An 11,356-nucleotide genomic window follows, 5' to 3' on the forward strand; every position below is an offset into this window, starting at 1 on the left:
ACGGGCGCGGCGTCACGGGTAGAGGCGCTCCTGCAAATTGTTGACGATCCCTGCCGTGACGCCCCAGATTCGGAACTCGCCGTAGGTGATGGCGTAGTAGCGCCGTTGCCGGCCGCGCCAGACCGCGCTCTCGATACGGCGCTGGTCCGGGTCGAGGAGGTGGCTCAGGGGCACCTCGAAGGTCGCGGCGACCTCGTCCGGGTTGAGGGTCAGACCGGCATCGGGATCGACGAGGCCGAGGACGGGCAGGACCAGGAAGCCGGTGGCCGAGAGATAGGGGTCGAGGTAGCCGAGGACGCGGATCGCCTCGGCCGGGAGTCCGACTTCCTCGCGGGCCTCGCGCAGGGCGGCCTCGGCCGGGCTCGGGTCGTCCGGGTCGATCTTGCCACCCGGGAACGCGATCTGCCCCGAATGGTCGCGCAGATGCGCGGCCCGGACGGTGAACAGCACGCGAGGGCCGTCGGCCCGCGGCAGCACCGGCACGAGCACCGCCGCACGCCGGTGCGGACGCTCCGGCACCACCGCCGTCTCGGCCCCGTCGAAATCGTGGTCGCCCCGCGGGTTGGCCGTCGGGACGCCGTCGCCCGGCGGCTCCGCGGACAGGTACGCGGCGGCCCGGGCGACGACGTCCGCCAGCGCATCGGCCTGCCTCATGCGCTCTCGGCGGGCGCGATGCGATGGAAGGTGCCGCCGGCCATGACGCCGAGCCAGCCGTCCTGCTCCTCCACCAGGGCGAGGAGATCGTAGGTCAGCGCCCGGGTCAGCAGGGCCCAGAGGTCGCGGCGGACGTGGACGTAGGGACGCAGGCCGCCCCCCGCATCCTGCTCGAAGCGCAGGGCGTGGTCGGCATCGACCGCGACGAGGTCGTCCACGCTGGTGCGGAAGGCGATCCGCCGGCCCGGACCGTCGCCTTCGACCGCCATCTCCACGGCCACGAAGGGCGCATCCTCCACCCTGATGCCGACGCTCTCCACGGGGGTGACGAGAACGTAGCCACCGTCGGGCTCGCGCCGGAGGATCGAGGCGAACAGCTTGACCAGGGCCGGGCGGCGGATCGGCGCGCCGTCGTGGTGCCAGGTGCCGTCGGCGGCGATCCGCATGTCGATCGCCCCGCAGAAGGGCGGGTTCCAGCGCTCCACCGGCGGCGGCCCGCGGCGGGCCGCATCGCCGAGGGCGGCGCTGAGGCGGTCGATCGTCGGATCGGCGACGGGCGGAATCGTGTCGGTCATGTCGTCACAAGATAGCGCATCTGGGCGATGGGGGAACGGCGGCGCGACGTCCTCTCCCCCTCTATCCGCGTGCCTGCGGGCAGGTCCGAACCCTGCGTCGTCGCGCCGACCTTGCCAGCGTGCCGCAAAGGGCGCCACACTCCCGGGTAGACGGCCGACGCCAGGCCCGCCCCTCGATGGCGCATTCCCGCCGCGCACGGCCCTCCACGGCCGACGCGGAAGAAGCCAGGACCGACACGCATGATTCAGGGCTCCCAGCCGGCCACTACCCTCGATGACGGCATCGTCGCCACGGCGGAAGCCTGTCTCGGTTCGGTGGGTCAGGCCCGCGAGGCGATCCACAAGGTCATCTTCGGCCAGGAGCAGGTGGTCGATCTCGCGCTGGTGACGATCCTGGCCGGCGGCCACGGACTTCTCGTCGGCCTGCCGGGCCTCGCCAAGACCAAGCTCGTCGAGACCCTCGGCACCGTCCTCGGCCTCGATGCCCGCCGGGTGCAGTTCACGCCGGACCTGATGCCGTCGGACATCCTGGGCACAGAGATCCTCGACGAGGATGCCGACCGCCACCGCTCGTTCCGCTTCGTGAAGGGCCCGGTCTTCACCCAGCTCCTGATGGCCGACGAGATCAATCGCGCGAGCCCGCGCACGCAATCGGCCCTGCTGCAGGCGATGCAGGAGCACTTCGTCTCGGTGGCGGGCGAGCGGCACGACCTGCCGCGCCCCTTCCACGTGCTGGCGACCCAGAACCCGATCGAGCAGGAGGGCACCTATCCGCTGCCCGAGGCCCAGCTCGACCGCTTCCTCCTGGAGATCGACGTCGGCTATCCCGATCGAGCCGCCGAGCGCCGCATCCTGATCGAGACCACCGGCATCGACGAGCACAAGCCGCAGGCCGTGATGTCCACCGAGGCGCTGCTCACGGCCCAGCGCCTCGTGCGCCGCCTGCCCGTCGGGGACGCGGTGGTCGATGCCATTCTCGACCTCGTGCGCGCTGCGCGCCCCGAGGGCGGCGATCCGGCGCTCAAGGGCAAGCTCCTCTGGGGGCCGGGCCCCCGCGCCAGCCAGGCGCTCACCCTGGCGGTGCGCGCCCGCGCCCTGATCGAGGGGCGCGTCGCACCCTCCATCGCCGATGTGAAGGCCCTGGCCGAGCCGGTGCTCAAGCACCGCATGGCACTGAGCTTCGCGGCGCGCGCGGACGGCGAGACCATCCCGGGCCTCATCGCCCAGCTCGCCGGCAAGCTCTAGGGGATGGCGATCCCCCGGCCCGGCGGCGGCGCCACCCAGGTCCTCGACCGGAGCGCCCGCAATCCCGGACGCCGCGAGACCGAGAGTGCCCTCGCCCTGGCTGAACGGATGCCGCGGCTGATCCTCGAATCCCGGCGGGTGTCCTCGACGCTGGCCCATGGCATCCACGGGCGCCGCCGGGCCGGTCCGGGCGAGAGCTTCTGGCAGTTCCGGCCCTTCGTCGCCGGAGAGGCCGCCGCGCGCATCGACTGGCGCCGTTCCGCCCGGGACGACCGGCTCTATGTCCGCGAGCGCGAGTGGGAGGCCACCCACAACATCTGGTTCTGGATCGACCGCTCCGCCTCCATGGGCTTTGCCTCGCACTTGGCGCAGGCGCCCAAGGTGGAGCGCGCCCTGGTGCTCGGCTTCGCCTTGGCCGACGCCCTGGTGGAGGGCGGCGAGCGCACCGGCCTGCTCGGCCTCACCCGCGCCACCGCCTCCCGGCGCATCGTCGAGACCATGGCCCAGGCCCTCGTCGCCGACGGCCAGGGACAGGACGACGACGCCCCGCCGCCCGCCACGCCGGGCCGGTTCGACGATGCCGTCCTGATCAGCGATTTCCTGTCGCCGCCCGAGGCCGTGAAGGCATCGGTGGACCGGCTCGCCGGCCGGGGCACACGGGGGCACCTCGTGATGATCGCCGATCCCGTCGAGGAGACCTTTCCGTTCTCGGGGCAGGCGGTGCTGCACGACCTCGAATCGAAGCTCAGCCTCAATGTCGGTGATGCGGGCGCCTGGGGCGAAGCCTACCGGGTGCGGATCGCCGCCCATCGCGATCGCCTCGCGGAGATCGCCCGGACCCAGGGCTGGACCCTGACTATCCATCGCACCGACCGTCCGGCGAGCGAGGCGGCCCTGCGCCTCCTGACCCTCGTCGCGGCGGCGCGCGGGACCGGCTGAGGATCGCCGCATGCTCGGATTGCCCCTCACCTTCGCCGCGCCCCTGGCGCTCGCCGCGCTCGTCGCCCTGCCGGCCCTGTGGTTCCTGCTTCGGGTGACCCCGCCGCGGCCGCGCCGCATCGACTTTCCGCCGCTGCGGATCATGGCCGACCTTCTCGGCAAGCGCGAGACGCCGGCCCGGACCCCACCCTGGCTGCTGATCCTGCGCATCCTCGCCGCCGCCTGCCTGATCCTGGCGGTGTCCGGCCCGGTCTGGAATCCGTCCGGCACGGCCGCCGTCACCGGGCGCACGCCGCTCCTCGTCGTCCTCGACAACGGGTTTTCCGCCGCCCACGATTGGCGCGATCGCCTGCGGGTCGCCACCGACGCGGTCGAGAGCGCGGCACGGGACGGCCGGCCCGTGGCGGTGACCGCCCTGGCCGAGCCGGTGGCCGCCCTCGAGGCCAAGGTGCCGGCCGCGGCCCTGGAGCGCCTGCGCGCCATCGCGCCGCGTCCGCACCTCGCGGACCGCGCCGCGCACCTGCCGTCGCTCGCCGCTTTCCTCGAGCGCAGCCCGAGCACGGCGATTCTCTGGATCAGCGACGGCGTCGCCGGCCCGGGCGAGGACACGTTCGGCAAGAGCGTCGCGGACCTCGTCGGCCGGACCGGGGCCGCGCTCACCATCCTGAAGGCCGACCGACCCCCGGCCCTTGCGCTCTCGGCCGCGGAAGCCGGCGGCCAGCTCACCGCGCACGTCCTGCGGGCCGCCGCCAACGGGCGCGACACCGGCCTCGTGCGCGCGGTCGACCAGAAGGGCCTGCCCCTGGCCGAGCACGCCTTCACCTTCGCGCCGGACGCCACCGAGACCGAGGTCGGCTTCGACCTGCCGGTGGAGTTGCGCAACAGCATCAGCCGCATCGAGGTCGCGGGCGAGCGCTCGCCCGGCGCCGTGACCCTGGTGGACGAACGCGGCAAGCGCCGCCGCGTCGGCCTCGTCTTCGGCGGCACCAGCGACCAGGCCCAGCCGCTGCTGGCGCCGACCTATTACCTGTCGCGTGCGCTCGGCCCCTATGCCGACGTGCAGGAGCCCCGGGGTGCCAAGGGCATCGCGGAATCCATCGGGCAGCTTCTCGACAACCAGGTCTCGGTCCTCGTCCTGGCCGATGTCGGCGCCCTCGACGGACCGACGCTCGCCCGCGTCGAGCAGTTCGTCGACGAGGGCGGTCTCCTGCTGCGCTTCGCCGGGCCACGCCTCGCCGCCGGCAACGATCCGCTCGTTCCGGTGCGCCTGCGCCGCGGCGGCCGTACCCTGGGGGGCACGCTGTCCTGGGACAGCCCCAAGACGCTGGCCCCCTTCGCGCCCGAGAGCCCCTTCGCCGGCCTGACCCCGCCGACCGATATCGGCGTGCGCCGGCAGATCCTGGCCGAGCCGGACGGCGACCTGCCGGGCCGGACCTGGGCGTCGCTGCAGGACGGCACCCCCATCGTGACGGCGCAGAAGCGCGGCCAGGGCCTCGTCGTGCTCTTCCACGTCACCGCCGACACCACCTGGTCGAACCTGCCCCTGTCCGGCCTGTTCATCGACATGCTCCGCCGGGTCGTGAACCTCGCCGGCGCCAAGGCGCTGCCCGTGGGCGATGCCGGGGCGCGGGCGACGGCCGTGCTCGCGCCGCGCCTCACCCTCGATGGGTTCGGCGCCCTGGGTGCGCCTCCGGCCGGCGCCACCGCGGTCTCCGCCGACTCCGCCGACCGCGCGACCCTGGAGCATCCGCCGGGCTTCTACGGCCCGGCCGACGGGGGGATCGCGGTCAACGCCCTCGGGGGAACGGACCGGCTGAAACCCTTCGACTTCGCGCCCCTGTCCGGTGCCCGCCTCGGCTCGCTCGCGGGCGCTGAAACGCTCGACCTGCGCGCCACCCTCTTCACCCTGGCCCTGATGCTCCTCATCCTCGATACCCTCGCGGGCCTCTGGCTCGGCGGCTTCCTCCGGCGCGGACGGGGCTTCGTCTCGCGCCCCGCCGCGATCCTCCTGGCCGGCCTCGCCTTCGGCGCTCCGGTGGGCGTGCCGCAACCGGCGCGGGCCCAGCAGGCCGCCCCGGTCCGCGCGGGCGCCTTCGATTCGGCGTTGGCGACCCGGCTCGCCTACGTGGTCACCGGCGACGAGGCGGCGGACACCGCGAGTCGGGCCGGCCTCTCCGGCCTGACCCAGATGCTGGCGAGCCGCACCGCCCTGGAACCCGGCGATCCGATCGGCATCGACCCCGCCAAGGACGAACTCGCCTTCTACCCGCTGATCTACTGGCCCATCGTCGCCGGGCGGCCGCAGCCGAGCGAGACCGCGATCCGGCGCATCGATGCCTTCATGCGCAACGGCGGCACCGTGATCTTCGACACCCGCGACGCGCTGACCGCGCGGCCGGGCGCCCCGCCGACGCCGGAGGGCGCCTATCTGCGCAAGATGCTGGCGACCCTGGAGGTGCCCGAACTGGAGCCGGTGCCGCCCGACCACGTGCTGACCAAGGCCTTCTACCTCGTCGACACCTTTCCCGGCCGCTATGCCACCGGCCAGACCTGGGTCGAGACCCTGCCGCCGGCGGGCGAGGGCGCCGAGCGCCGCCCGGCCCGGGCGGGCGACGGCGTCTCGCCCATCGTCATCACCAGCAACGATCTCGCCGCCGCCTGGGCGGTGGGCAAGCGCGGCGAGCCGCTCTACCCCATCGTCGGCGGCGACCAGCGCCAGCGCGAAATGGCCTTCCGCGGCGGCATCAACTTCGTGATCTATACCCTCACCGGCAACTACAAGGCCGACCAGGTCCACGTCCCGGCGCTGTTGGAGCGGCTGGGCCAGTGATGGGCGGAGCCTGCTTCTGTCCGATGAGGCCAATTCCGAACGATGGGCTTGCGATACTAAAAAGTGATACTAGATGAAGGCGAGCGGACGGCACCGCTCGACGCTTGAGGCGATCTTCGCCGACCCTGTCCGTGCGAGTATCGCCTGGAGCGACATCGAGGCGATGCTGAAGGCGTTGGGCGCCGAGATCGAGGAAGGGCGCGGCTCGCGCGTCCGGATCGCGCTGAACGGTGTCCGCGCGGTGTTTCACCGGCCGCATCCGCAGAAGGAGACGGACAAGGGTGCGGTGAAGTCCATAAGGCGCTTTCTGACCGAGGCCGAGGCGACGCCATGACGACCATGCATTGCAAGGGGTACGAAGCCATCGTCGAATACGACGAGGACGCCGAACTCTTTCACGGTGAAATCATCGACATGCGCGACGTCGTGACCTTCCAGGGGCGATCGGTCGACGAGCTGAAGCAGGCGTTTTCCGACAGCGTCGACGACTACCTGGCCTTCTGCGCCGAGCGTGGCGAGGAACCCGAGAAGCCCTATTCGGGCCAGTTCGTCGTTCGTGTCGAGCCGGTCCTGCATCGCGCCGTGGTCTCGGCTGCCAAGCGGGCCGGGATCAGTCTGAACAAGTGGGTCGCCCGCACCCTCGAACGGGCAGCGATATGATGTTGGCTCGGGAGGCCATCCGCCCATGCTGAGCCTCAGCTTCACCCCCCTGGTGCCCTGGCCGGTGCTGATCGCCTTCGGCGTGATCGTCGCGGTCTTCGCCGTGCTGGCCTTCCGGGCGCGGGGCTCAACCGCGATCCTGCGGGCCCTCGCCCTGGCCCTCGTACTCCTGGCGATCGGCAACCCGTCCCTGGTGCGCGAGGACCGCGAGCCGGTGAAGGACATCGCCGCCATCGTGGTCGACCGCTCGGGCTCGCAGGCGCTGGGCGACCGGCCGGCCATGACCGATGCGGTGCGCGCCGAACTGCAGCGCCGTTTCGGCGCGCTGACCAACATCGAGCCGCGCTTCATCGACGTGCCCGACGCCAAGGAGGGCGACGAGGGCACGCGGCTGTTCACCGCCCTGTCGCAAGCGCTGGCCGACGTGCCGGCCGAGCGGCTGGCGGGCGTGGTCATGCTGACGGACGGCGTGGTGCACGACATCCCGGCCTCGGTGGCGGCCCTGGGCCTGAAGGGGCCGCTCCACGTCCTCGTCACCGGCCACCCGGACGAGCGCGACCGCCAGATCAAGCTCATCGAGGCGCCACGCTTCGGCATCGTCGGGCGCGACCTCACCATCCGGGCCGAGGTGATGGAGCGCGGCGGCACCGGCAGCGCCACCGTCACCGTGCGCCGCGACGGCGAGGAGGTCGGGCGGCGGACCTTCCCCACCGGTCAGCCCTTCTCCCTGACCATGCGGATCGAGCATGGCGGCCCGAACGTGGTCGAGATCGAGGTGGAACCCCTGCCGGGCGAACTCACCACCATCAACAACCGCGCCGTCCTGCCCATTGAGGGCATCCGCGAGAAGCTGCGCGTGCTCCTGGTCTCGGGCGAGCCGCACCAGGGCGAGCGCACCTGGCGCAACCTGCTGAAGTCCGACGCCAACGTCGACCTCGTCCACTTCACCATCCTGCGCCCGCCGGAGAAGCAGGACGGCACGCCGATCTCCGAACTTTCCCTGATCGCCTTCCCGACGCGCGAGCTGTTCGTCCAGAAGATCAAGGATTTCGACCTGATCATCTTCGACCGCTACGCCAACCAGAGCGTGCTGCCCTCGGCCTATTTCGACAACATCGTCCGCTACGTCCGCGAGGGCGGCGCGCTGCTGATCGCGGCCGGCCCCGAATTCGCCTCGGCGTCCAGCCTGTCGCGCACGCGCCTCGCCGCGATCCTGCCGGGCGAGCCCAACGGGCGGGTGGTGGAGCAGCCCTACAAGGCGGCCCTCACGGGCGTCGGCAACCGCCACCCCGTCACTCGGGCGCTGCCCGGGTCCGAGGCCACGCCGCCGGCCTGGGGCGACTGGCTGCGCATCGTCTCCGCCCAGGTGAAGCCCGGCATCCAGCCGATCCTGCAGGGGCCGAACGCCCTGCCGTTGCTCGCCCTGTCGCGCGAGGAGAAAGGGCGGGTGGCGCTGCTCCTGTCGGATCACGCCTGGCTCTGGGCCCGTGGCTACCAGGAGGGCGGGCCCTATCTCGACCTGCTGCGCCGGCTCGGGCACTGGCTGATGAAGGAGCCGGCCCTGGAGGAGGAGGCCCTTCGGGCCCAGACCACCGGGCATGGCCGCGAGGTCCGCGTGGAGCGCCAGACCATGGCCGATACGGTGGAGCCCGTCACCGTCACGGGCCCGACCGGAAGCCAGCGCACCCTGACCCTGACGCAGGGCGAGCCGGGCCTGTTCGCGACGACCTTCGAGGCCGCCGAACTCGGCCTGCACACCCTGCGCTCCGGCTCTCTCGTCGCCTTCGTCAGCGTCGGCCCGCCGAACCCGCGCGAGCTCGCCGACGTCTTCAGCGACACCGAGCGCCTGAAGGCCCTGGCCGAGGGCACCGGTGGTTCGATCCGCCGGGTCGCGGAGGCCGGTGGCGGCATCACCGTGCCGCGTCTGCAATCGGTCCGCAGCGGCCGCCTCGGCGGCGCCGACTGGATCGGCTTCCGCCCGAGCGACAGCGCCAACATCCGCGGCGTCGAGGTCTATCCCCTGGCGCTGGGCCTATGGGCGCTGGCCGCCCTGGCGGCGGCCGTGCTGGCGATGTGGCTCGTGGAAGGACGCCGCGGCCGGGTGGCCTGAGAATCTACCCGGGCAACCGTGCGAAGAACCGCGCGATCTCGGCCGCGGCCCGGTCCGGGTCCTCCCGGTGGGGGAAGTGCCCAACCCCCTCCAGGGGCGCGAGGTCCAGGTCCGAAAAGGTCTCGCCGAGGCGGTCGGTCCAGGCGAACGGGAACAGCGGGTCGCAAACGCCCCAGCGGATGCAGGTTGGCACCGGGATCGGCGGGAGGCGTGGGGCCTCGCCGCGGATCATGGCCAGGCGCCCGGCCTGCGCGCTGACGTACCAGTTGAAGCCGCCCTGCAGGTTGCCCGGGGCCAGGAAGTTGTCGACGAAGGCCTCCAGCACGTCGTCGAAGGCGGCCGGGTTGCCGCCGGCCCAGTGGCGCAGGAAGTGGCCGATATAGAGCCGGCAGCCCTCGCGCGAGGCCCCGACCTGGGCCGCCGCGAACGGCTTCACGTGGTAGGACTGGTACCAGATCTCGGCGAGCATCTCGGGCGCGGCGAGGCGCGGCCCGATGCCCGGATAGGGACAATCGAAGGTGAACAAACCGGTCAGCCGTTCCGGCGCCGTCCGGCCGAGGGCCTGGACCACGTAGGCTCCGACATCGTGGCCGACGATGCCCGCCCGGGCGATGCCGAGGGCATCGAGCAGGGCGACGATGTCGGCGGCGTGCACCTCGGCACCAGCCTTGTCGGAGGGCTGGAGATCGGGCTTCTCGCTGGCGCCGAAGCCGCGCAGATCCGGCGCGATCAGTTCGAAACGATCCGCGAGGCGCCGCATCACCGGCTCCCAGGTCAGCCAGAATTCCGGCCAGCCGTGCAGCAGCACCAGGGGGCGCCCGCGCCCGAGGCGGGCCACGTGGAGCGCGACGCCGTTGGCCGTGATCGTGTCGTGCCGGATCGCCGAATCATCCATCGGGGTGTGGTCCCTGCCGGCGCCCGGTCGGCGCCCTCGGCGGGTCAACGCCGACGGAGGGCGGTCACGTTCCCCGAGACCGTGGCGGCCGCACCGGGCCTGAGTTCGCGCCACAGGAAGCGAGCCGGGTCGACGGGGGAGGGCGGAACGAGGCGCCCGGGCGGGATCGGCGCGAAGCCGAAGCGCCGGTAATAGGGCGCATCCCCGATGAGGATGACGAGGCCGTGCCCCCCTGCCGCCGCGGCATCCAGGCAGGCCGTCATCAGGGCGCCGCCGATGCCGCGCCCCTCGAAGCTGGGATCGACGGTGAGGGGGCCCAGCACCAGGAGCGGATCGCCGGCCTCGGCCGGGCCCACCCGCACCGAGCCCACGAGATAGGTCGCCACCAGGGCGGTGAAGCAGAGTTCGGCCACCGGCACCGTGCCCTCGCGCAGGCGGTAGGCGGTGCGGGCGAAGCGCCCGGGCCCGAAGGCGCGGGCGTGGAGCCGCTCGATCGCCTCGGCGTCGCCCGCGTGCTCGTGCCGGATGACGAGGGGGAGGGCGGTCACGTCGCCCGCGCCGAGAAGTCGATGCGCGGGTCGATCCAGGTGTAGATCAGGTCGGAGAGCAGGTTCACCGCCAGCCCGAGCAGGGAGAAGATGTACAGGGTCGCGAAGACCACGGGGTAGTCGCGCCCGACGATCGAGGTGAAGGACAGGAGCCCGAGCCCGTCCAGCGAGAAGATCGTCTCGATCAGCAGCGAACCGGTGAAGAAGGCCGAGATGAAGGCCGCCGGAAAGCCCGCGATCACGATGAGCATGGCGTTGCGGAAGACGTGCCCGTACAGCACCCGCCGCTCGGACAGGCCCTTCATCCGGGCCGTGAGCACGTACTGCTTGCGGATCTCGTCGAGGAACGAGTTCTTGGTCAGCAGGGTCGAGGTCGCGAAGGCGCCGAGCACCAGGGCCGCCAGGGGCAACGTCATGTGCCAGGCGTAGTCGACCACCTTGCCCCAAAGGCTCAGGGACTCGAAGTTCTCGCTGGTCAGGCCCCGGATCGGGAAGATCTGCACGAAGGACCCACCCGCGAACAGGATGATCAGCGCGATGCCGAACAGGAAGCTCGGGATCGCGTAGCCGATGATGACCACGGTCGAGGTCCAGAGGTCGAAGCGCGAACCGTCGTGCACCGCCTTGCGGATGCCCAGCGGAATCGAGATCGCGTAGGAGATCAGGGTCATCCAGAGGCCCAGCGAGATCGACACCGGCAGGCGCTCGCGGATCAGCTGCAGCACCGAGACATCGCGAAAGTAGCTGTTGCCGAAATCGAAGCGAACGTAGTCCCAGATCATCTTGGCGAAGCGTTCGGGCGCCGGCTTGTCGAAGCCGAATTGCTGCTCGAGCTTCTTGATGAAGGCCGGGTCGAGCCCCTGCGCCCCGCGGTAGCGGGCATTGGCTTCGCCCCCGCCC

General features: G+C 72.0%; 11 protein-coding genes. 6 read left to right on the forward strand and 5 right to left on the reverse strand.

Going from position 1 to position 11,356, the window contains the following annotated elements; all coding sequences use genetic code 11:
* Positions 1-12 precede the first annotated feature (12 nt).
* Positions 13-654, reverse strand: coding sequence for a CoA pyrophosphatase (locus AC3WLN_RS16330; protein WP_492482943.1), 642 nt, complete (start codon positions 652-654; stop codon positions 13-15).
* Complete coding sequence (locus AC3WLN_RS16335; protein WP_492482945.1) at positions 651-1,229, reverse strand: DUF1285 domain-containing protein; 579 nt, start codon at positions 1,227-1,229, stop codon at positions 651-653. The genes AC3WLN_RS16330 and AC3WLN_RS16335 overlap by 4 nt, the downstream gene beginning before the upstream one ends.
* A gap of 240 nt (positions 1,230-1,469) precedes the next feature.
* Here AC3WLN_RS16335 and AC3WLN_RS16340 point away from each other — a divergent pair, with 240 nt between their 5' ends.
* The 6 genes from AC3WLN_RS16340 to AC3WLN_RS16365 all read left to right on the forward strand — a co-directional run bounded on the left by AC3WLN_RS16340 (position 1,470) and on the right by AC3WLN_RS16365 (position 9,013).
* The gene (locus AC3WLN_RS16340; RefSeq protein WP_492482947.1) at positions 1,470-2,474 is read left to right on the forward strand and encodes an AAA family ATPase; all 1,005 of its coding nucleotides are present in this window, start codon (positions 1,470-1,472) and stop codon (positions 2,472-2,474) included.
* 3 nt (positions 2,475-2,477) lie between these two features.
* The gene (locus AC3WLN_RS16345) at positions 2,478-3,413 is read left to right on the forward strand and encodes a DUF58 domain-containing protein (protein ID WP_492482949.1); all 936 of its coding nucleotides are present in this window, start codon (positions 2,478-2,480) and stop codon (positions 3,411-3,413) included.
* A gap of 10 nt (positions 3,414-3,423) precedes the next feature.
* Entirely contained in the window at positions 3,424-6,243 is a 2,820-nt protein-coding gene (locus AC3WLN_RS16350; RefSeq protein ID WP_492482950.1) for a DUF4159 domain-containing protein, read from the forward strand.
* 73 nt (positions 6,244-6,316) lie between these two features.
* Complete coding sequence (locus AC3WLN_RS16355) at positions 6,317-6,577, forward strand: type II toxin-antitoxin system HicA family toxin (RefSeq protein WP_492482952.1); 261 nt, start codon at positions 6,317-6,319, stop codon at positions 6,575-6,577.
* Positions 6,574-6,903: a type II toxin-antitoxin system HicB family antitoxin gene (locus tag AC3WLN_RS16360; RefSeq protein ID WP_492482954.1), complete on the forward strand. Its 330-nt coding sequence runs from the start codon at positions 6,574-6,576 to the stop codon at positions 6,901-6,903. The genes AC3WLN_RS16355 and AC3WLN_RS16360 overlap by 4 nt, the downstream gene beginning before the upstream one ends.
* Positions 6,904-6,928: 25 nt before the next feature.
* Positions 6,929-9,013 carry a hypothetical protein gene (locus tag AC3WLN_RS16365; RefSeq protein ID WP_492482956.1) on the forward strand — a complete coding sequence of 695 codons (2,085 nt, stop codon included), beginning with the start codon at positions 6,929-6,931 and terminating at the stop codon, positions 9,011-9,013.
* Positions 9,014-9,017: 4 nt separating this feature from the next.
* On the opposite strand, the gene AC3WLN_RS16370 is transcribed toward AC3WLN_RS16365, so the two are convergent.
* The 3 genes from AC3WLN_RS16370 to AC3WLN_RS16380 form a co-directional block, all read right to left on the reverse strand.
* Complete coding sequence (locus AC3WLN_RS16370; protein ID WP_492482958.1) at positions 9,018-9,908, reverse strand: alpha/beta fold hydrolase; 891 nt, start codon at positions 9,906-9,908, stop codon at positions 9,018-9,020.
* A 44-nt stretch (positions 9,909-9,952) separates the two neighbouring features.
* Positions 9,953-10,456 carry a GNAT family N-acetyltransferase gene (locus AC3WLN_RS16375; RefSeq protein ID WP_492482960.1) on the reverse strand — a complete coding sequence of 168 codons (504 nt, stop codon included), beginning with the start codon at positions 10,454-10,456 and terminating at the stop codon, positions 9,953-9,955.
* Positions 10,453-11,356: microcin C ABC transporter permease YejB (locus AC3WLN_RS16380; protein WP_492482962.1), on the reverse strand; the 904-nt coding region annotated here is incomplete at its 5' end. The genes AC3WLN_RS16380 and AC3WLN_RS16375, both read right to left, overlap by 4 nt.

The organism is Methylobacterium sp. FW306-05-D, from assembly GCF_058782155.1.

Coding starts and splice junctions, on each gene's coding strand:
- AC3WLN_RS16350 (WP_492482950.1), top strand. CDS start 3,424: ATGCTCGGATTGCCCCTCACCTTCGCCGCGCCCCTGGCGCTCGCCGCG.
- AC3WLN_RS16335 (WP_492482945.1), bottom strand. CDS start 1,229: ATGACCGACACGATTCCGCCCGTCGCCGATCCGACGATCGACCGCCTC.
- AC3WLN_RS16365 (WP_492482956.1), top strand. CDS start 6,929: ATGCTGAGCCTCAGCTTCACCCCCCTGGTGCCCTGGCCGGTGCTGATC.
- AC3WLN_RS16355 (WP_492482952.1), top strand. CDS start 6,317: ATGAAGGCGAGCGGACGGCACCGCTCGACGCTTGAGGCGATCTTCGCC.
- AC3WLN_RS16360 (WP_492482954.1), top strand. CDS start 6,574: ATGACGACCATGCATTGCAAGGGGTACGAAGCCATCGTCGAATACGAC.
- AC3WLN_RS16340 (WP_492482947.1), top strand. CDS start 1,470: ATGATTCAGGGCTCCCAGCCGGCCACTACCCTCGATGACGGCATCGTC.
- AC3WLN_RS16370 (WP_492482958.1), bottom strand. CDS start 9,908: ATGGATGATTCGGCGATCCGGCACGACACGATCACGGCCAACGGCGTC.
- AC3WLN_RS16330 (WP_492482943.1), bottom strand. CDS start 654: ATGAGGCAGGCCGATGCGCTGGCGGACGTCGTCGCCCGGGCCGCCGCG.
- AC3WLN_RS16345 (WP_492482949.1), top strand. CDS start 2,478: ATGGCGATCCCCCGGCCCGGCGGCGGCGCCACCCAGGTCCTCGACCGG.